This is a genomic window from Microcoleus sp. Pol7_A1 (genome assembly GCF_036701085.1).
Lineage (GTDB): Bacteria > Cyanobacteriota > Cyanobacteriia > Cyanobacteriales > Microcoleaceae > Microcoleus > Microcoleus asticus.
This window is the reverse complement of sequence record NZ_JAUBQD010000033.1, coordinates 36,693-57,281: the sequence shown is the minus strand read 5'-3', so window position 1 is coordinate 57,281 and position 20,589 is coordinate 36,693. Positions and strand designations below refer to the sequence as shown.

Annotated in this window: 21 protein-coding genes, 1 other RNA gene and 1 pseudogene; 19 read left to right on the top strand and 4 right to left on the bottom strand. The window is 44.8% G+C overall.

Going from position 1 to position 20,589, the window contains the following annotated elements:
• Positions 1–534 precede the first annotated feature (534 nt).
• On the top strand, positions 535–2,100 hold the full coding sequence (locus QUA20_RS18800; RefSeq protein ID WP_333190594.1) for a methyl-accepting chemotaxis protein: 1,566 nt from the start codon (positions 535–537) through the stop codon (positions 2,098–2,100).
• A gap of 635 nt (positions 2,101–2,735) precedes the next feature.
• Positions 2,736–3,023, top strand: a complete 288-nt coding sequence (locus QUA20_RS18795; protein WP_172191775.1) for an RNA recognition motif domain-containing protein — start codon at positions 2,736–2,738, stop codon at positions 3,021–3,023.
• A gap of 267 nt (positions 3,024–3,290) precedes the next feature.
• Here the strand turns inward: QUA20_RS18795 and QUA20_RS18790 are convergent, their stop codons facing one another.
• Entirely contained in the window at positions 3,291–3,737 is a 447-nt protein-coding gene (locus QUA20_RS18790; RefSeq protein WP_333190592.1) for a hypothetical protein, read from the bottom strand.
• Between the two features lie 61 nt (positions 3,738–3,798).
• On the opposite strand from QUA20_RS18790, the gene QUA20_RS18785 reads away from it, so the two are divergent.
• A complete protein-coding gene (locus QUA20_RS18785) occupies positions 3,799–3,939 on the top strand; it encodes a hypothetical protein (RefSeq protein ID WP_333190591.1) in 141 nt (46 codons plus the stop codon).
• A gap of 179 nt (positions 3,940–4,118) precedes the next feature.
• Here the strand turns inward: QUA20_RS18785 and QUA20_RS18780 are convergent, their stop codons facing one another.
• Positions 4,119–6,605, bottom strand: a complete 2,487-nt coding sequence (locus QUA20_RS18780) for a putative PEP-binding protein (protein ID WP_333190590.1) — start codon at positions 6,603–6,605, stop codon at positions 4,119–4,121.
• 72 nt (positions 6,606–6,677) lie between these two features.
• On the opposite strand from QUA20_RS18780, the pseudogene QUA20_RS18775 reads away from it, so the two are divergent.
• Positions 6,678–7,364: pseudogene (locus QUA20_RS18775) on the top strand (ComF family protein).
• A gap of 132 nt (positions 7,365–7,496) precedes the next feature.
• Here the strand turns inward: QUA20_RS18775 and QUA20_RS18770 are convergent.
• A complete protein-coding gene (locus tag QUA20_RS18770; protein ID WP_333190589.1) occupies positions 7,497–8,078 on the bottom strand; it encodes a 2'-5' RNA ligase family protein in 582 nt (193 codons plus the stop codon).
• Between the two features lie 120 nt (positions 8,079–8,198).
• On the opposite strand from QUA20_RS18770, the gene QUA20_RS18765 reads away from it, so the two are divergent.
• The 14 genes from QUA20_RS18765 (at position 8,199) to QUA20_RS18700 (ending at position 17,490) form a co-directional block, all read left to right on the top strand.
• Complete coding sequence (locus QUA20_RS18765; protein WP_015179070.1) at positions 8,199–8,465, top strand: YciI family protein; 267 nt, start codon at positions 8,199–8,201, stop codon at positions 8,463–8,465.
• A gap of 23 nt (positions 8,466–8,488) precedes the next feature.
• Positions 8,489–8,585: signal recognition particle sRNA small type (gene ffs, locus QUA20_RS18760), an RNA gene on the top strand.
• A gap of 23 nt (positions 8,586–8,608) precedes the next feature.
• Positions 8,609–8,989, top strand: coding sequence for a phasin family protein (locus tag QUA20_RS18755; protein WP_172191785.1), 381 nt, complete (start codon positions 8,609–8,611; stop codon positions 8,987–8,989).
• A 198-nt stretch (positions 8,990–9,187) separates the two neighbouring features.
• On the top strand, positions 9,188–9,631 hold the full coding sequence (locus QUA20_RS18750) for a hypothetical protein (RefSeq protein ID WP_333190588.1): 444 nt from the start codon (positions 9,188–9,190) through the stop codon (positions 9,629–9,631).
• Between the two features lie 34 nt (positions 9,632–9,665).
• Complete coding sequence (locus tag QUA20_RS18745; protein WP_333190587.1) at positions 9,666–10,241, top strand: Uma2 family endonuclease; 576 nt, start codon at positions 9,666–9,668, stop codon at positions 10,239–10,241.
• Positions 10,242–10,331: 90 nt separating this feature from the next.
• Positions 10,332–11,699 (top strand): DNA phosphorothioation system restriction enzyme, encoded by a 1,368-nt coding sequence (locus QUA20_RS18740; RefSeq protein WP_333190609.1) that lies wholly within the window; start codon positions 10,332–10,334, stop codon positions 11,697–11,699.
• 203 nt (positions 11,700–11,902) lie between these two features.
• Positions 11,903–12,178: a hypothetical protein gene (locus QUA20_RS18735; protein ID WP_172193115.1), complete on the top strand. Its 276-nt coding sequence runs from the start codon at positions 11,903–11,905 to the stop codon at positions 12,176–12,178.
• Positions 12,175–14,241, top strand: a complete 2,067-nt coding sequence (locus QUA20_RS18730) for an AAA family ATPase (RefSeq protein WP_333190586.1) — start codon at positions 12,175–12,177, stop codon at positions 14,239–14,241. The genes QUA20_RS18735 and QUA20_RS18730 overlap by 4 nt, the downstream gene beginning before the upstream one ends.
• Positions 14,231–14,887 (top strand): Uma2 family endonuclease, encoded by a 657-nt coding sequence (locus tag QUA20_RS18725; protein WP_333190585.1) that lies wholly within the window; start codon positions 14,231–14,233, stop codon positions 14,885–14,887. The genes QUA20_RS18730 and QUA20_RS18725 overlap by 11 nt, the downstream gene beginning before the upstream one ends.
• Before the next feature lie 12 nt (positions 14,888–14,899).
• Positions 14,900–15,220, top strand: coding sequence for a nucleoside triphosphate pyrophosphohydrolase (locus QUA20_RS18720; protein WP_333190584.1), 321 nt, complete (start codon positions 14,900–14,902; stop codon positions 15,218–15,220).
• A gap of 103 nt (positions 15,221–15,323) precedes the next feature.
• Positions 15,324–15,794, top strand: coding sequence for a DNA phosphorothioation-associated protein 4 (locus QUA20_RS18715; protein WP_190742092.1), 471 nt, complete (start codon positions 15,324–15,326; stop codon positions 15,792–15,794).
• Positions 15,795–15,804: 10 nt separating this feature from the next.
• The gene (locus QUA20_RS18710) at positions 15,805–16,863 is read left to right on the top strand and encodes an endonuclease/exonuclease/phosphatase family protein (protein WP_333190583.1); all 1,059 of its coding nucleotides are present in this window, start codon (positions 15,805–15,807) and stop codon (positions 16,861–16,863) included.
• A 38-nt stretch (positions 16,864–16,901) separates the two neighbouring features.
• A complete protein-coding gene (locus QUA20_RS18705; RefSeq protein ID WP_242723690.1) occupies positions 16,902–17,138 on the top strand; it encodes a hypothetical protein in 237 nt (78 codons plus the stop codon).
• A complete protein-coding gene (locus QUA20_RS18700) occupies positions 17,131–17,490 on the top strand; it encodes a type II toxin-antitoxin system RelE/ParE family toxin (RefSeq protein WP_333190582.1) in 360 nt (119 codons plus the stop codon). Before QUA20_RS18705 ends, QUA20_RS18700 begins: the two co-directional genes overlap by 8 nt.
• 98 nt (positions 17,491–17,588) lie before the next feature.
• Here the strand turns inward: QUA20_RS18700 and QUA20_RS18695 are convergent, their stop codons facing one another.
• Positions 17,589–19,181, bottom strand: coding sequence for a DGQHR domain-containing protein (locus QUA20_RS18695; RefSeq protein WP_333190581.1), 1,593 nt, complete (start codon positions 19,179–19,181; stop codon positions 17,589–17,591).
• 257 nt (positions 19,182–19,438) lie between these two features.
• Between QUA20_RS18695 and dndB the strand changes: the two genes are divergently transcribed.
• Complete coding sequence (gene dndB / locus QUA20_RS18690; RefSeq protein WP_333190580.1) at positions 19,439–20,572, top strand: DNA sulfur modification protein DndB; 1,134 nt, start codon at positions 19,439–19,441, stop codon at positions 20,570–20,572.
• Positions 20,573–20,589 lie beyond the last annotated feature (17 nt).

Here is a 20,589-nt window from a genome sequence, read left to right as displayed (position 1 = left end):
AGGATACCTCTTTTTCTCTGGTTGGTTCTTCTTGCCGTTTTCATAAAAGTGAGAAATGCCAGACCATGCTCTTTCAGCGCTAGCTTGACGTACTATAGAATTGAGGTTTTTAGCAAACTCAAGTTGGCTTGCCAGTACAGCGCAATATGCACTTCACTCGTATTTACCAATGTCCTTGTTGTCCATCCAGTATCTCAGGCAACTGTTCCGAAGACAACGACCAGTGCCAATAGCTTCATTCAGCTTTTTGTACTGCTCTTTCGTTCCTTCCAGTTTTGCTTCCAATACCAACATTTTTACACTCAACTCCTTGACTTAAGTATAGCTCATTGGCTAGTTGGGTGTCTACAGAAATTGTCAAAAAGGAAACTGCACCCCGCCCTTTTTATAGGGCGATTGAAAATTAATTGGAGTACGTCTCCTTTTTGACTGGCAATTCATCTACATGAGAAAGACTATACTATACAATATGTGTTCGTGACTCCAGCGAGGATCGCTCTAGTAGAAAGAAGCAAAAATATTATGTTGAGAAAAATGAATTTACAAACCAGACTGATCGGTGCGTTTATGATTATGGGACTTTTAGTATTTTTAGTTGCCTGGGTAGGATGGAACTCAACATCTAATCTCAGTCAACACATAGATAGTATTGGTAAAAATAACTTACCGAGTATTGAATATTTATTGAAAATTAACGAGGGACACACCCAAATTGAGTCATCCGAGAGAGCGCTAATTAATCCGGCACTCAGTCAAACAGAAAGGCAAGATGCCTTAAACAGAATGGACAAGGCTTGGCAGCAGATTCAAGATGCGTTTAAAGCATACGAAACCACTCCACGTACCTCAGAGGAAGATGCACTATATCAACAAATGCTTAAGTATTGGGAGGATTGGAAGCAAGAAGATCGAGAACTCCTGCGAATTAATCAAGAATTTGAAAAAGTGGGAATTTTTAATCCTGTGGCTTTGCAGCTAAAACTAATTAAGCAGGGTAAAAGTAATTCGCCAGAAATCGCAACAGCAAACACAGCTAGTAACATTTTGGATCAACTTATTCAGCAAGCTAAGGTAACTCGCGTTAAATTTATCGCTTCGGAAAAATCAATTTTAGCACTTGTTGAGTCTAACAAGAAACAAGCAGATGACGCTTATAAAAGTGCAGAAAATGATATCAGTAAGACTCAAGTAGCTGTATTCTTGGGGATGACGGTTGGACCGCTAACAGCGATTATTTTAGGAATAGCTTTAAGTATAGCGATCGCCAAACCTTTAGATAAGGCCTTGAAAGGTATTATTAATATGATTGTCAGTTCTTCCACCGAGATCGCTGCTAGCATAGAGCAACAGGAACGTATTGCTGTACAACAAGCTGCTTCTGTTAATCAAACAACTAGCACAATGGATGAATTGGGCGCATCATCAAGGCAATCAGCTATGCAAGCCGAATCAGCCCTTGAGAATGCCAGTCATGTCTTAAACATGGCAGCAGAAGGCAGTAAAGTAGTGCAGAAAACCCAGCAGGGAATGTTGACTTTGACCGAAAAAGTTGGAGGGATAGCCGAGCAAGTTTTACATTTGAGCCAGCAAACCAATCAGATTGCTAATATTACTAATTTAGTGAGCGATTTGGCTAATCAAACTAATATGCTGGCAATTAACGCTACAGTGGAAGCAGTACGCGCCGGAGAACAAGGAAAGGGGTTTGGGGTGGTGGCGAGGGAAATTCGCAGACTGGCAGATCAAAGCAAGAAATCGGCGGCTCAGATTAATGATTTGGTAAACGATATTCAGAATGCGATTAATAAGACAGTGATTGTAACAGATGAGGGTAATAAAACTTTAGATAAGAGCCTGAAGTTGACTGAAGGTACGGCGGAGACTTTTAACAATGTTGCTACTGCAATTAACAGTGTTGTTGTCAGCAGTCAGCAAATTTATTTGAATACCAAACAGCAGGCGATCGCTATTGAGCAAGTGGTAGATGCGATGAATGTTCTGAATAAAGGAGCAGCGGAAACAGCCAGCGGTATCACCCAAAGTCGAGTTGGCACTCAAACACTTAACAAAGCGGCTTTAAATCTCAAATCTGTAGTTTAATTGAGAAAAGTAATATCCTCAACTGGGGATTAAGGAGATGGGGATAAAATTTTCTCAATTCCCCATTTCCAATTTCCAATTTCCTATTTTCCCAAAGGATTGAAGGTGACATCTGCCGTCTATAGAAGGGCAGGGGAGATGTCAAGTAGGTTTCCTCAAAGGGCTGTACAAATGTGTATAGCAATTCTCAAGTGAGTGAGGTACAAATTTAGATTTTAGATTAAAGAATGGAAGAAGTGGGGAATTGGTAATTAACTGGCAAGTACCTCGCGAAAGTTGAGAACCGCTAGAGCAACGATCGTGGCGGGGACTAACCTCATATATTATACTTTGTTAGTTCCTTTATTTCCGAATATACTTGGCGATTCGTCGCCCACCAATCACTCATCTGATTAAAATCAAATATTGTTCCGAGGTGGGATTCCTCACCGCCTCAAAATTCATCTCATCACTCACTCGAACGGTGAGTGAGAGCTTGTTTTTGATCGAGCTAACTATTGCAGCCAGTACAAAGGGTTTGTGAATGTGGCAAACCCTTTTAGTCAGATTCGATAGCCGAGTCGTATGCTAGATAGCACTTAAGAGTTAAATTAACCGGTTATTATGTATAGCACAACAAGTTCAGTTCGATCGACATGACTATCTATATTGGAAATCTGTCTTACCGCGCCACCGAAGAAGACCTGAAAGCAGTATTTGCAGAGTACGGTACTGTCAAGCGAGTTGTTTTGCCTACCGACAGGGAAACTGGTCGGATGCGCGGTTTTGCATTTGTTGAGATGATGGAGGATGCCCAAGAAGACGCTGCAATTGCCGCATTAGACGGTGCAGAGTGGATGGGGCGCCCCTTGCGAGTGAATAAAGCTAAACCCAAAGAAGAGGGAAATCGAGGCGCAGGTATCAAGAGAAACGACGGATATTAGTCCGCCATGCAGCGGTTGACATCCTCTCGGAACCCACCTGATGCGCAAGTGCGCAAGTAGCGCCGAATTGCTACCAGCAGTTGATTTTGGGGATGCCATGTCAAATCCGCTGCCCAAAAACATCGATTCTTTATGGGATCACTTGATTCATGCTTTTTGAGAAAGACAGAATTTACGCACGGGAGTCTAGACACATGATTTCTTCCCGGATACCTCGCTGCTAAAACCAAGATTTATTAGGAGAAACCGGGTCGATCGGCGTCAGTTTTAGAAAGAGTAAACTCGGCCTTTTTCATCAATATAAACTGATCGGTCTTGCCTAGTGCGGCTATCCGATCTGGTGATGCGAATCGTCACAATGTTTTGCTGCGAGTCAACGTTATAGTCGTATTTTAAAGTTGTGGTTCCTCCTGTGGCATTAATCGGAATATTAGCAATGTCGCCGGTGCGATTGCTGATGCGAACAATGATGTTTTTGCTGGCTCCGACGGGCAAGGATGACAAGCTGGCACCTGATTGACCGTATTCTAGGTTTAATCCCGTTTCATTTAACAGTCTCAGGGTAATGTTGCGAGTATTGTCAACCTGCGCTTGAGGTTGCCAGAATCCGGGTTTTGTGCCACCGTCAGTTGCAGGTTGAGATAATGCTGGATGGGGATGAAGAAAGCCCAGGGCGGCAAGTATTGCTACTGTTGCAATAATTTTTGATTTCACTGTTTGTACCTCCAGGTCAAGTGTTGGTTATATTTCTATCCTAGCTTTAAAATCAGATCTTGTGATAGCGGAAGGAAAAACAAGGAAGAAGTTCGGCAACGGATTCTGTAACGAATGTAACGGATGTAACGGATGTCAGTCCGATGGAAGAAGGAAGAAGGAAGAAGGAAGAAGCAATAAAAGCAAGGGTTTCACCAATTAAAAATGTCCTCACCGTCTGGGCGGTTGCTATATCTAATTTAAAACCTGGTTTCTGTAGTTGTTAATAGTCCTGGATGCACGGGTTGTCTAGAAACCCGATTTCTGAGCGGGTGGCTGCTTGCCAAAGGTATGATTTAGAGTAGAAACCGGATTTCTGAGGTATAGTGCATCCGGGACTGGTTAATTGTTAATTATTGATCGAGCGGCTTCTAGCAGCAGGCGCTGTTCGGCGCGGACGATCGCCCTGCAAGTTTGTTCTACAGCCTCGGCATTGACCGAAATAGACGAAATCCCCCACCGCACGAAGGATTCAACTGTATCGGGATACAAAGCTGGAGTGTCGCCGCAGATAGAGCAAGGAATACCGGCGGCCCGGGCCTGTTTGATTAATTGTTCGATCGCCCTCATCACTGCTCGATCGCGCCCGTTGAAAGCACCTGCTACCTGTTCGGAGTTCCGGTGAATGCCTAACAGCAATTGGGTTAAATCGTTGGTGCCGATGGAAATTCCTTGAACTCCTGCTTTTACGTAATCTGGCAATAGAAATAACACTGAAGGAACTTCCGCCATAATCCACAGTTGAAATTCTGCTGAGCGGTTTTTCCAAATAGTTTCTAAGCGCTGGCGACAGTAGATAAACTCCTCAACCGAGCGCACGAAAGGCAAAATTAAATTAACATTCGTATAGCCTGACTCGCAGAGTTTTTGAAGTACGCACAGTTCCCAATCAAATAACTCCGGTTCAAAGGTATAACTGAAACTGCCGTGCGCGCCAGACTCGCGCAAATCGAGAGAGCGATAAAATATCGGCCGCGGCGAAACGGCAGCAGCAAATAAACTGAGGCAATCCGCCATGCGATCGACAAATTCCGATTTGCGCCCGTTTTGCAACCAAAGTTTCGGGTTTTGACAGTCCAAAGCTTCCAATGCCATTAATTCCGATCGCAGCAATCCGATGCCGTCTATTGGCAGATTTTTGAGGCGGTCGATCGAACTTGTTTGGCTGACATTAACTAGCAGTTGAGTCGCCGTTGGTGGGCCCCAAACATATTCGGCAGACTCAGATTGTCGAGATTTATGCCCGGAATTGGACGATCGATCTGAGGTTGAAGATTGGTGGTTTGCTATTGACATTTTGGCTGCTGTACTGTATGTATCTGCATTTGTTGCTCTGTCCAGAAGTCGGCGGCTGTCTGCTATCTCGATCGCATCCGGTTGGGCGAGGGCAAAAACTTCTCCGCTATCGCCGTCTACCAACACGGAATCGCCCGAGGCGATCGCCCGAGTGGCCCCGACCACTCCCACAACGGCGGGAATCCCCAATTCTCTCGCTAAAATGGCGCCGTGGCCTGTCATGCCTCCTTGTTCCGCAACCACCCCAGCAGCAACTTTCAGCCAAGGCAGCCAATTCGGCTCGATTGTCCTGGCTACTAAAATGCCTCCGGCTAAGAATTCCGCGTTTTCTGGGTGGGAATTAGTCATAACTTGGGCAATTGCTTCGGCTTTTCCTGATGCTGCTGCCACACCTCTGAGTATGGCAGGAGTTCGGGCTGGGGCGATCGAGTTTGGCTGCGGGAGGGCGATCGAATTTTCCTCTACCGGCGCGACTTTTTCCCCTTTCACAAGACGAACTTGAGTGAAATAAAACTGCGGTTCGCTGCTGTTTGCTGTCTGGTTTAGCGTCCACTCCAAAATTAAATCCGAGTCAAATTCTGCGATCGCTTTTTTGCTCAATTCAATGATTTCTTGCAGTTGCGATTCCTCTAAAACGTATTCAGTTTGTGCTTCCTCTCCCAGCGCTGAAACTTGCACGCAACAATCAGCAAAATCAGGAATTATAAATGGAGAATCGGGAATTGGGAAAGCAGCAAACTTGCCCAGCAGCAGTTTTTTTTTCGGTTCACCATCGCCGACTTTGAGATTGTAGGCTAATGTTTTGTAACCGATCCGCTGGAATTTAACCGCCGTTGTTTCTGGCTGCACTTGATAGTAATCGGGGATGGTTTCTCCCCTGGCGAGGGACAATCCCAAACCGCTGGTGGCTTGGATTTCCCACTGTGCGCCCGCCTTTGTTTTCACCTCGCCCGCGGCGATCGCTTCTTGAAGTGGCTGCACCAAAACTGCGGGATTGATTTGCTGTACCCGCAGGCCGCACCGCTGCCAGTAAAATAGACTTCGGGCTCTGAACATTTCTGCCCAAGCTCGTTTGAGTCCGGCCCCAATGGCTTCGGGTTCTGCCCGTACTGCCTGAGATTCCAGAATGCCGACTGTTTTCGGGTTCCAGGAAGTCAGGGAAGGGCGAAAAATTAAGGCTGTGGAGTTTAAGTTTGACTGTGAGTTGAGTTGAGAAACAGCAGACTCTAGGGTGGAGAGCAGTGAATCTGGCAGTTTGCCGGCGAGGATTTGGTGGCGGATGCTGCGGGCGATCGATTGCAGTTGTCTGGGTTCATCTACATTCAAGTGCAGGGAAGAGTGTGGCCAGTCAGCAAACAGCGGTTCTAGCCAGTTGATCGACTCTAAAAACTGCCAGAATGTGGTAGCCGGCACGACAAAACCCGGTACAACAGGATGATTTTTCTGGAGCAAACAGCTCAAGTAAAATGCTTTTTCTCCCACTGCATCTCGGTCTGAAGGTTGAATTTTGTCTAACCAGTAGAGGTTTTTCACGCTGCGAGCCTGTCGGTGGAAACTGATTGAAGTTGAAAGTTTTTCCCATTAATCACTTACGACAATTTTAGGATGAACAAGCGAAAATGGACGGGATTAGTCAAATCTTTTCTCAATCTTTTTCTTAAGTCTAACTGTCCTCTTTGTCAGCGACCGGCCGCCGGAGAGTTTTGTCCGTACTGTCACAAGCAACTTCAGCTATGTCAGTTAAGCGATCCGGGTCGATTTTGGCATTCAGAACAGCGTGTTTTTGTGTGGGGTGAGTACGGCGGGGCTCTCAAACGGGCGATCGCAGCTTTGAAATATGACGGCAATCCGCAATTAGCCAAACCTCTAGGCGGCTGGCTGGCAGAAGCTTGGCTGAGTTTTCCCGAATTAGCTATAGAAAATTTAACAGTTGTACCGATTCCCCTGCATCAAGAAAAGCTCAAGGATCGCGGTTTTAACCAGGCGGAACTTTTGGCTGAAAGTTTTTGCTAGCTGACTGGTTTGCCTTTGCAGCGGCACGGTTTGGAGCGGGTGAAAAATACTCAGGCTTTATTCGCTCTGACGCCACAGCAGCGACAAGCGGAAATGAAAAATGCTTTAAGTTTGGGGAAAGATTTTCGTCGCCGGCTCCCGCGCGCTGGCGTGCTGTTAGTTGATGATATTTACACTAGCGGTACTACGGTTAAGTCGGCAATTAAAATATTAGAAGAGTCGGGAATTTCGGTTTACGGAACTGTGGCACTTGCAACTCCTAATAAGATTAATCGGTAAGCTGCGAATGCCTTTAATTTTAAACTGGTTTGTAGTGAGTCAATGATATTTATCAGGATTTGCTAATAATATTTTTTGGGGAAAACGAACCGCGAAGACGCAAAGAAAGAGCAGAAAGAGAAGGGAGAGTGTTTAGGATGGATTTAGGATTGTTGGAGGCTCGGCTGCAAGGGGAAATTGGTTGCTGATGTTCCACCGGCTGCCGTCGTGAAGCAGTAAAGTTAACGCCGAAGCGGTAAACTCAAAGTGGAGCGATCGCCCTGCAAATTCTAACCAAGCCGTTTGAAAATTCTCCTTAGTTAAATCGCGAAAAGCCACTGTCATGTGCGGTACAAATGGGCGAGTCTGAGAAACTCGATCGACTATTCCCAAAGTTGCCTCGATATAACTCATCAAATCTTTGTGAATCTCCAGCAATTCGGGTGATTTGACAACATCAGCGTAAATGACGCGGGGCGCGAAAGCAGCAAAACCGGATAGAGTAACGGGAATGGGCCGCCGGTTTACAGAAAACTGGTTCAAACTTTCCTCTAATTTGGGAACATCCTCCGCTAACGAGTGAAAAGGAGGTTGCAGCGTAATGTGCGGCGGCGAATTCAAAGCACCGCGGCTGTTGTAATGTTCCGCAAAATATTGTTGAATCTCAGTAATGTGCTGTTCAATATCGGGAGGCGGCACTAGGGCAATAAAAAATCGCTGTTTTGACTGGTTCATCGGATAACATCGCAGTTAAGAAAGGATAGTGCAAAATGGAATATAGAGCATTTGCCCTAGATCCCATTGGCGATCGCCCATTCCCAATCTAAAATATAAAATCTAAAATCCCAAATAAAAATGCCTTGGTTTGTCAAAATTGAGCAAGGAATTGTCGAAAAGCCTGTCTTTGACCAATACGTGCCAGCTCACAGAGCTTATGTCCGAGAGTTGATTTCTAAAGGACACCGAGCGAAAACTGGCTACTGGGCGCGGCGGGGCGGCGGTATGTTGCTGTTTGAGGCGGGTTCGATGGATGAGGCGAAGGCGATCGTCGCTGAAGACCCGCTGGTGAAGAACGGTTGCGTTATTTATGAAATTTATCACTGGTGCGTGGTTGAAGAATAAATAACTGTGTTATACTGATAAATGAACTGGACCCACGCGATTCCAACGCCCAAATCTTGTCAGGACCGGAAGGTAGCAGCAACACGGGATGCTTGTAATAGGCGTGGTCTCCGGTTCACCCAGTTTTATGATGTGTAGCTCCTATGCCTGGTTTTGGAGATATTTTACAAAAAGCAGTGTACCTTGGTGTCGGGCTAGCTTCCTACGCTGGTGAAAAAGCTGGCAGCAAGTTAACTGAATTACGCACTGAAGCCCAAAAGCTGGCAGACGAATTGGTGAAGCGGGGTGAGATGTCAACGGAAGAAGCCCGTCGCTTTGTTGACGATATGGTGCAACAGGCTCAGCAGCAGCCCCCCGTAGAATCGGCTGGCGACAAAAAACCGGCTGAACCTCGGCGGATTGAAATTGTTTCTGAGGAAGAAGATGTCTCGGTAAAAGATGCTAAAGAGACAGGCGGCGTAGACAAGCTCCGCGAACAGGTGCAGAATTTACAAGAGGAATTGCGGCGGCTGAAGCGGGATTAAGCAGGAAAAAACTCGCTCAGCAAAGCAGGAAGGGAACTCAGGATAATACTCTTGAGTTCCCTTTTTGAATATCTCCCCTGTCAGATGTGGACGGATATCAGGCAATAGGTAATAGAATTGAAAGTAGGTGCGATCGCTTCGCATGAGGCTGGCTGCACCTGTCTGTAAAATATTTTGTAATAGCAAGCTGTCAAATTCATGGAAGATTGGTCTAAAGATTTTTTTGGAGTAATGGAAAATGCTGTTTCTGAAGTAGAGCATTTTTTCAGCGAAATGGGCGAAGAGTTTGTCGAAATGCTGGACGTTTTGGCAAAGATGTCGGAAGATTTTACTGAACAAGTACAAAGTAATCTGATTAATGACATTGACGGTTATTTCAATGAATTTGACGGTTTATTTAATGAATTTATCGAACCGATAATTGAAATTTGCCGCGACTTCGACCCTGAGTTTGATGAGATAGATTTGTCGATGGTGACTTATGTAGACCCTTCGCCGACGCAGCAGCCGGCTTGTCGCGGTTGTCGCAACTATCACGGTCAAGTTTACGGGGGCAATTTGTTGGTTTGTGCGATGCACCCTACTGGTGTGGAATCGGAGAGTTGTGCTGATTGGGAAACTGACAGCGATATGAATTTTTAAGACGGGAGTTGAGTTGTTGAGGGGTTAATGGCTTATGGTAACGTCAATTCAGTCTCCGTCAAAGATTTCTCTGGAAGAGTTTCTGCTATTGCCAGAGACTAAGCCTGCTAGCGAGTATGTTGACGGTAAAATTTATCAAAAAGATATGCCGCAAGGAAAACACAGCACGTTACAATTCGAGTTTCCATCTGTTATTAATCGAGTTGGCAAGCCGCAGAAATTAGCTTATGCTTTTCCCGAACTGCGCTGTACTTTTGGGGGACGTTCTATTGTTCCAGATATAGCAGTGTTCGAGTGGCCGCGGATTCCTCTGAATTCTCTGGGAAAAATTGAAAATAGGTTTGAAATTGCTCCGGATTGGACAATTGAGATTTTATCGCCAGAGCAAAGTTCAAGTCGCGTAATTAATAAGATTCTGTTTTGCCTCAAAAATCACACTAAATTGGGTTGGATGATTGACCCGGAAGAAGAATTGGTAATTGTTTTTAAACCGCAGCAAGAACCTGAGATTAAGGAGAATGAAGATATTTTACCAGTTCTGGATGTGCTGTCGGATTTGCAACTGTCGGCGGATGATTTGTTTGGGCTGTTAAGTTTCGATCGCCTGTGAGTTAAAGTTGAGTATAGGGAATATTGCATCTAACGGCATTTAAAGGTGAATCGCTCAACGGCTAATAATTCGCAATTTGGGTTTCCGAAAATGCCGCCATCGCTGCAATTGCGACAGTATCAGCGAGTGGCGGTTGCTAATTGGTTTGCGAATCAGGGACGCGGTACGCTGAAGATGGCGACGGGTAGCGGCAAGACGATTACTGCGCTGGCGATCGCCACTGAATTATACAACAAAATTAACCTGCAAGTCCTGCTCGTAATTTGCCCTTACTGCCACCTGGTGAATCAGTGGGCGCGCGAATCGGAGAAATTTGGTTTAAAACCTATTTTGGCTTTTGATAGCGCCCGCAGTTGGCAAAATAAGCTGGCTGCGGGTTTGTATGAAGTGCGATCCTCTTCGAGGGCTTCGCTAACGGGCGATAGGCTATTTCTCACAATCATCACCACTAACGCCACATTAATGTCCGATAGCTTGCAATCGCAACTGCGCTATTTCCCAGAAAAAACCCTGATTATTGGAGACGAAGTTCACAATTTAGGCGCGCCCCGTTTAGGAGAAAGTTTGCCTCGCAATATTGGACTGCGACTCGCCCTTTCCGCCACCCCAGAAAGGCATTTCGACGAACAGGGAACCGAAGCTATTTTAGATTATTTCGGTCCTGTTTTGCAGCCGGAACTCACCTTAGCCGACGCCATCCGCCAAAAAGCATTAGTACATTATTTATACTATCCAATTTTAGTAGAATTGACAGAAGCCGAAACCCGCAAGTATTCTCGCTTAACTCAAAAAATTGGCTGGGCGCTTTGGGGCGATGAAAAAGTAGAAGAAAACGATGCTTTAACAACTTTATTAATGCAGCGATCCCGGTTGATTGGAGCTGCGGCTAATAAATTAGTAGCTTTGCGAGAATTAATGATTCACCGTCTCGATACAGCCCACACTTTATTTTACTGCGGCGACGGTGCGATCGAAGGAGGTGCGCGCCGAAATAACAACCGCCAACTAACAGAAACCGCGAAGTTATTGGGTTCAGAATTAGGCTACCGAGTTAACACTTATACTGCGGCAACTCCTTTAGCAGAAAGAGAACGATTGCGTCAGCAATTTGAGAGTGGAGAATTGCAAGGTTTAGTCGCGATTCGCTGTTTGGATGAAGGCGTTGATATCCCGGCAATTCGCAATGCTGTAATTTTAGCAAGCAGCAGCAATCCGCGCCAGTTTATTCAGCGCCGGGGACGCATTTTGCGGCCACATCCGGGGAAGGAAAGGGCAACTTTATTTGACATGATAGTTTTGCCTCCAGATTTGGGCAGAGAAACCTTAGAAGTCGAGCGCAATTTGCTGCGAAAAGAATTGAAGCGGTTCTTGGAATTTGCAGATTTAGCCGACAATGCTGGAGAAGCTAGGGTGAAATTGCTGCAAATTCAGAGACGGTACGGGCTATTAGATATTTGACATTTATTAAGGTTCGGTTTATGTTTGAGAATATAGAATTATTTGATAGCAGTTTTAGTTGCTAGTTTAGTTCGCGATCGCACCCAGACTTCAGAAACCAGGTTTCTTTGTAGATTTCTCGTGACTGTTCGCAAAACTCGTAGAAACCGGGTTTCTCGCCCATGAGCCTAGGCCCTGTATATTTTAATATTTGCAAAAACAATATGACGGAAAATCTGAATGAAAATCTGATTATGGCATTTAGATATGAAGATAGTGCGATCGCAGCCGTACCGACAAGCATTTTAGCAGAAAAGCGTTCTGCTTATCAAACTCACCAGGAATTCAGCGACGTACAGCAACCAATTACTAGCGCGCCGCCCGAAGTCAGACAAATTATTGAGCGGGTATTGGAAATTGAAAAAGATAAGTTGTACATGAGAGCTCCCCGCCACATTAACGATGACATTTTAAAAATTATTAAGGAAGCAATTGTATGAAGTTAATCTCAATTACTCTGTGCAACTTTCGTCAATTTTACGGCAAAAGTCCCGAAATAAAACTAGCTTGGGGGGGGCAAAACATTACAGTAATTCACGGCAATAATGGCGCTGGAAAAACTGCCTTGATGAATGCCTTTACGTGGGTACTTTACGGAAAATTTAGCGCGGCTTTTGCGGCGGAAGAACAATTAGTAAACAAGCGCGCTCTGGCTGAGGCAGAAATGGGAAAAGCCGTAGGTTGTTGGGCGGAAATTGTGTTTGAACACGACAGCACGCGCTACCAAGCAAGACGCATTTGTCGTGCTTATAAAAGTGAAAACACTGTAGAACATGGCAAGGCTGAATTGTTCCTGAATGTAGCAAAAGATAACGGGCTCTGGCTGAAGCCGGATCAGCATCCCGATGATATTATCGGGCGGATTTTGCCGGAAAGTTTACATAAATATTTCTTTTTTGATGGGGAGCGAATCGAGCAAATTGTCCGCCACGACAAGAAAGCAGAAATTGCTGAAGCTACTAAGGAGTTGCTGGGGGTGGAAGTGTTGAATCGATCGATCCGGCATTTAATAGAAGCGAAAAAATCTCTTGAGACTGATTTAAATATAATTGGGAATGCTGAAACGAAGAAACTTTTAAAAGACAAGAAAAAAATTGAGCAAGAAGCTGAGCAACTTTCGAGCAGACAAGTAGAAATAGAGCGGGAATTGGCGAACCAAGGGGAGTTAAAGAAAGTAGTTAATGGTAATTTGTTGGAACTTAGCGGTGCTGCGGATTTACAAAAGTTACGAGACGAATTGCAAATGCAGAAAAATTTATTTAAGCAACAAATTGTACAGGCTACAGATGCTCTAAAGCGAGCAATTTCTGTGCGCGGTTACGCGGTATTTTTGTCAGATGCGGCGGCTGAATTTGAAGTAATTATTGAAGGTTTGCGGGAAAAAGGCGATTTGCTTTCGGGGATTCAGCGACCGTTTTTGGAAGAGTTATTAGCGCAGCAGCGGTGTATCTGCGGTGCGGAATTAGTAGAGGGTTCTGAATCTCGCCAACAGGTTAGCGGTTGGATGGATAAGGCGGGTGTTGGCGATGTGGAAGAAACAACTATTCGTATTAGCGATCGGGTAAAGGAAATTGAGCGACAAGTGGCTGATTTTTGGGAGGAAATTGACCGACAGCAAGGCAATATTAGCCGTGACAGAACCGAACTTTCTCGGGTGGAAAATCAGCTAGACGATATTCACAGCAAGCTGCGAAATTTTCCTGACGGCGATGTCAGCCGCTTGCAAAAGCGGTTGGATGAAATTGAGGCAAAAATTGGCGATTTGCACCGGGAAACAGGCTCTAACCAGCAGCAAATTGAGAGTTTGAAGGTGTCAATCGCCAATCTGGACAAGCAAATCGACAAGCAGCAACTGAATGAGCAAAGGCAAGTATTAGCCCAGCGCCGGATTGCTGCGACTCAGGATGCGATCGATCGCCTCACTGAAGTGCGCTCGCGCTTAGAAAAACAGTTTTGTTCTCAGTTAGAAAAGCGGGTGCAAGATATTTTTAGTCAAATTTCATTTACTCCTTATATCCCAAAGTTGAGTGATAAATATGAACTAACGCTAGTAGAAAATACGTCGGGAAAAGAATCTTTGGTTGCCGCTTCTACAGGAGAAAATCAAATCCTCAGTTTGTCGTTTATCGGCGGAATTATTGACGGCGTGCGGGAGTGGAGTCAAAAAAATACTTTGATGGGCCCGGATAGCAGTACGTTTCCAATTGTGATGGATTCTCCCTTTGGCAGTTTGGACGAGATTTATCGCAAGCAAATCGCGAATAAGCTGCCAAAGTTGGCGAATCAATTGGTAGTTTTGGTGACAAAAACTCAGTGGCGCGGAGAAGTTGCTCAAGAGATGGAAAGTTCTATAGGCAGGGAATACGTGCTGGTGTACAATTCTCCGAAAGCTGATTGCGAAGAAGATGCGATCGAACTTGGCGGGACGCGCTATCCTTTAGTTAAGCGCAGTCCGAATGAATTTGAATATACAGAAATTGTAGAGGTGGAGTATGACTTCTAATTCGGCAATTACGCAAGCTTTGGAAATGGATATTTGGGTGAAGGCTACATGGGAAGAGTTTCTAAATTTTGCTGAGGACTCAGCATGGGAAAAGGGCAAGTTTTATTACTATGAAGAACACATGAGGGTGGAAATGTCACCAGTAGGGCCATTGCACGCGCGTCATAATTCAATCATCCCGTATGTAGTTATTCTGTTTGCTACATTGAGAAATATCCGAGTAGTTCAATTTGCTAATGGCAGTTTTAGGAAAGCAGGTATTCGCGAGTTTCAACCGGATTTAGCTTACTACATCGGTTCAGATTTGAGAGTTCCTCCTAATGACAGCAATTCACCTGTTGATTTGGATGAATACGATCCGCCTAATTTGGTAATAGAAATTGGGGCATCTTCTTTTAACGATGATTTAGGCAGTAAGCGGTTGCTTTACGAAAATGCAGGAATTAGTGAATATTGGGTTGAACGTGCAAACACGCGGGAGGTTTTTGCGTTTGCGATTAATGGCGGAGGTAGCGGGAGAATTCAAGAGTCGCGGGTTTTACCGGGGCTGGAAATCCGGTTAGTTGAGGAAGCTTTGAACCGGAGTCAAACCCAAGATGATGGGGAAATTAATCGGTGGTTGATTCAAACTTTTAGTCAAGGTTGAAAGGAGTTTGACGTGGAAAAAGAGTATCATAAGTTGGTGCGCGATCGCATTCCTGAAATTATTCGCCAAAGCGGGAATGAATGCGAGGTTGTAATTTTGCCGGATGCAGAATACCGTCAAGCTTTGCGGCTGAAATTGATTGAGGAAGCGGGGGAAGCGGCGGAGGCTGATGAGGAAGATTTGGTGGCGGAATTGGCGGATTTGTATGAGGTAATAGATGCGGTGATGGCGAGTTTTGGCATTTCGGGCGATCGACTTTTGGCGGAACAAATGAAGCGGCGGCAAGCAAGAGGAGGTTTTGCACAAAAAATTATGTTGTTGCGGACTTTGTGAAGTGCGTCCGGTTGAAAGCCGGCGCTACACAAAGGAAGTCCGCCTGCGCGGACTGTTGGATATTTGCGAGATGTATTATAGTTAGAAACTAGATATTATGGCAATGGCTGCTAACAAAATTAGAATTGCTAAAGATAAAGCGGAGTTAGTCAAATCATTAACTTTATCGGATAACAACACGGGCCCTTTCCAGACTTACGCCGATGTCATCGCTTTCGCCGCATCCTTGGGAAAGCAGCGGAAAAAACGCTCGCCTTTGGGGGAAATTTCTAAACGAGAACCAGGGGCGATAGATGTTGATATCTTTGTATCCAGGGGTTACGATATGGCGATTAAATTAATTGCGATCGCCGAAACCAAAAATCCTCAAATTCTCTCCCATCTTGACGAACAATTGGAAGCAGAACGCTTGCAAATTTTTGAAGAATATGCTAATGGTGGACTGGAAATTTTGCGAGAAGAGTTGCGGGGTGCGGCGGATTATACCGATCGCCTTTTGTTAGTTTTGATTTCTGAAAGAGACAATCAACATCGGTCAAATGAAGAATTCGATTTAAGCAAGTTCTTATTTTAATAGGTTCCCAATGAAGCATAAACCAAAAGATATAATCCAGAGAGGCTTAAAGCAAGCTGCAAAATTTCTCGCTTACAGTTACTCAGCATTTATTATCTGCTATTTCCTTCTCAAACTAATTTTTGGGGATAGACTGTGGATTATTGCCTTAATTAGCACTTTTAGCCCCTTAATTTTATTCCCAACTTTCCTGCTTCCTATCATCGGCTTGTCAATTATCAAAAAAAGATGGTTCACTATTATTTCGGCGATCGCCTGCCTTCTCCTAATAAGTTGGCTGCACGTCAAATACTTTTCTCCCGCACCCATCAACATCACAGACTCGCAGCCCAGCATCAAAGTTTTATCCCATAACCTCAGTTGGCATAAAACTCAGTCACCTACTTTATTTAAACTGATTCAGCAGCAAAAACCCGATATTATCTTTTTACAAGAAATCGTTAGGAAACATACCGAAAGAGCTTTCACCTGGTTAAAAGCAGACTACCCCTATCAAATTGGCACTCCCCCTGCAGGAATTCTCAGTAAATATCCAATTGTATCCAGCGAAATACTGCATTTAGCCGGCCATCCAGAAACGCAGCAGCGGGCAATTATTAAATTTAACGGACAAGAAGTAGTGATTTATAATATGCAAGCTACCGGGCCGTGGTTGAAGATGTCTAAAAAATTTGGTTTTATCAAAATTCCAGTTTACAAATATGACAAACGATCGCCTGAAATTAAAGATTTAGTGCAGCGAGTTGAGCGAGAAACTCGGCCAGTAATTGTCGCGGGGGATTTTAATATGACAGACGAAACTCAAGATTATGACAGGGTGCAGAAAGTCATGCAAGATGCTTTCCGAAAATCGGGATGGGGGTTGGGTTTTACCTGGCCTCACGGTTGGGAACTTAAGTTCTTGGTAAAAAGGTCGAATTGGAAATTAAATTATCCGGTTTTCCGGATTGATTATATTTGGTATTCAAAGCATTGGGGTGCTAAATCGAGTTCGGTGTTGGAGGCAACCGAGTCCGATCATTTGCCTGTAGGAGCCGAACTTATTTTGTTAAACGAAGCCAGATTGTGAGAATTAATCTATACTATTAAAAGCCAGAGGCAAACCCCATGCAAATTACCCTCACCATCCCCGATCACTTAGAACAGCAGCTTCTTCAGAAAGCTAGCCAACTCAACTTGCCGATCGAAACCCTGATTTTGCAATCCCTGGGTCAACTATTTCAAGAAGACGAAGACGAGCTATCTAAAGAAGATATCCTCAACAGCCTCCGAATTGCGCTTCAGGAAGTAGAAGACGGCAAAGTTCACCCGATCGCAGAACTTTGGGATGGTATTGATGTCTGAAGCACCCAGCATCCAGGTTCTGTTTGCAGATCAATTCAAGCGCCAACTCCGAACCCTCGCCAAACGCTATCGCCAAATTCAAACCGACTTGCAACCTCTCCTACAGCAGTTGCAAGCAGGCGAATATCCAGGCGATCGCATTTCCGGTACGGGCTACACCGTATTCAAAGTAAGAGCCAAAAACAGCGACCTCAGTAAAGGAAAAAGTGGAGGCTATCGCATTATTTATCAAGTCACATCAACCACTTGTTTCATCTTGCTCATCATCTATGCCAAATCTGACCAAGAAACGGTCGCCGTTGAAGAAATCAATGAGATTATCGATAGCTTCCGCAATCAGCAACAATCATAATCAAGAAATAACGTTAACTAGGATCAAAATTTAGGGATCGCGCTTTAAAATACTCCTAAATTTCAATCCCTGATTGCAGCAGCTATCAGCATAAAAACTTAGCTAAGCACTGGCGGCAATCCTACCTCTTGCGGCTGCACAAACCTGCCATTAAAACTAATAGCTTTATCCTCAAAAGTCCTCGCTTCGGCCACCGCTTGCCGCAAATGAGCTCGATCCATATCGTCCTGAATTCCCCCCACCAAATATACAATTAACTTCGTCGCTAAATCCTTTCCAGAAACTAGCACTCGCTTTTTGTTCGGATCGTACAAAATCCCGTACCAGGCAGACTCAGGATTGTCCATGTGGCTAAATCCTTCATCGACATCGTACCTGCGGAGTTTGTCGAAAATAGATTTCAGGGAAAGTTTCTTTCTAAATACTAGAATTCCCAAAGCATTAGCTAAAGCAATTTGACCGACTGGACGGAACAAAATATTTCCCTCGCCCCCTGGCTTTTCAAAACTAAATCGGCGCAATTCAGTCGTTTCTTCGCCGCTTTCAATTCTTTGATAGCTGGGTAAAGTTGCTAAATGATCGAACAATTTTTTAAACTCTTCAATTCCCTCTTTTAGTTCTTCATCTTCGGGACGCATGGGGATTAAACCTTTTCGTTCCGGCTTCCAATGAGGGAATTTGTATTCTAAATACCGTTCGGACATATCTTGTAGCGCTTGCAATGTGGTTAAGACAGTTGATTTAGCTGCGACTGTGGCGCTGTCCCAATTGACGCGGGGATTTCTGTCATCTTGTTCTTTTAATAAGGGATGGGTGACGGCAATTTTTCGGGCCGCGATCGCAAATCCGTTGTCCTCGTTCAATAATGCTAGCTGGCCCTGACTCAGCGTTACCGCCATTAGGTTAACGTGCACAAAGATCGATCGCACGCGCCGTTGTGCTTGCTGTCGCGTTTCCCCCGCTACCGCAGCCGGGATAAACTCAATCCCGATTTTTTCGTGAGCTAATTTATACACTGTTTCGGGGTCGATTTGATACTCTTCTGCTAAATCTTCCAGAGTAATTGCAGCGCCGACAGGTTTTTTATTTTTGTTGTATCTTTGCAGGATTCCGGTTTTAATTAAACTCATTAAACCTTGAACTCCCATCAGCCGATGCTGGCCGTCTAAGGCAAAAATTGAGACTTTTTGAGAGACATTCAAAAGCCCTAAGTTCTCGTTTTTATCAAAGGATGTAAATTCAGTCGCGGATTTGGTTGCTACGCCATTTTTATCCCATTCCTCGGCTAAAGGATTATCTACCCACGGGGGACTGACGACTACTAAAACTGCGGGGAATTTGTGCGATTTTCGGGCTGCTAAATATTGAGTTAGGGTGGCTTGCCGCGACCAATCTAAGGGACGCTGGATAATTTCGTCAATGGTTTCGTCGTCGCGGACGATGTTGTTCGTTTGGAGGTCGAATTTTTGGCGGAAAAGCGGCATTTGTGAGGCGAAACGGACGCGAGAGTCTAACCATTCTAGGGTGACTGAACCGATGTATGCTTCGCTGTTTCCCATCTGGGTTTTTTGTACGAAAATGCGATCGTCCTTTCCTAAATAATTATCTAATAAAAGTGCGATTTCCTGTCTGTCGCTATTTTCTTTCTCTAAAATTTTGCTAGCGAGGTCATCCGCTGGGTTGGTGTTCATCGGCGGTTTTTATATAATTAGGCTATTTTTTCAAAAAATATCATATATTAAAGTTTATGTCAACACTTGTTTTTAAAAAAACCTTGTGAAATACTTAAGTTATGCCCTACTAGACCACCTGTATTTCATAAAAATTGCAAAAAGTCAATAGCTATTAATGCCTAATTTTTCTACCCCATGCCCCATGCCCCATGCCCCATCCCCCATGCCCCATTCCCCATTCCCCATGCCCCATTCCCAATGCCCCATTCTAAAATATGTCTACTCCTTCTTTTGAATACATTTTGCCGGTAATTCGGGGCATTCAAGCGGGCCGCGAATATTACGTGTCGATGTGTCCGGTGCGTTTTTTGCCGAAATTGTTTCCCTTTGAATCTGAAGATTTGCCGCCGTCTATGCGGGCGAAACGCGCGCTTAACAAAGCTAGGATTCCCGAAATTGCTGAGTATTTTGTTAAGAATCCTACAAATTATACTTGTGGGGCAATTGCTGCTTCGATTGATGCGGATATTACTTTTGAAGCAGTGGGAAATGAGGCCGAAGAACGGAAAATCGGTCGCTTGCGAGTGCCGATGGATGCTAAGTTTACTATTAATGACGGACAGCATCGGCGCGCGGCTTTTGAGATGGCTTTGAGGGAAAATCCGCAGTTGGGATATGAGACGGTGGCGCTGATTTTGTTTCTCGATATTGGGTTGGAAAAATCGCAGCAGATGTTTGCTGATTTGAACGGTTTTCAAGTTCCTTTGGAGGCGTCACTCAGTCTACTTTACAACCACCGGGACGATCGCGCTTTTGTGGTCAAGGCTGTTGTTAAGCAGGTTGAGGTTTTCCGGTGTTTGACTGAGATGGAGAGGGGGAGTTTGAACGGGCGATCGCACAAATTGTTTACGCTGAGTGCGATCGATCGTGCTATCATGGCTTTGCTGTCTAATATTCACGGCAGCGAACAGGCAAAACCCTCTGGTTCTCGCACCAAAAAAGAACAGAAAGAGGAAGAACTTGCTCAAAAAATACAACTGGCGGTTAGTTATTGGAATGCGGTTAGCAGTTTTATTCCAGATTGGCAATTAGTTCTGCACAAGCAAGTTGCGGCGGGGGAAATGCGCCGGGATTGCGTACACTGTCACAGTGTTGTGCTTGAGTGTTTGGGGGAAGTTGGGGCCGCTTTGCTGTCGGTTTTTCCTGAGAGTTTGGAGGAACGTTTGAGCCTTTTGCAGCAGGTTGATTGGTCGATTTCTAATCCTGATTGGGAGGGTGGGATTTTGTTGAAAGGGGGGATTTCGCGATCGAGGGCGAGTGTTAGTTGGATGACTAATTATTTGAAAAATCGGTTGGGTTTGGAAACCGCAGATGCGGCACAGGCGGGACGCCCGGGCCACAATGGATAAAGCTTTTGAAAAATCGT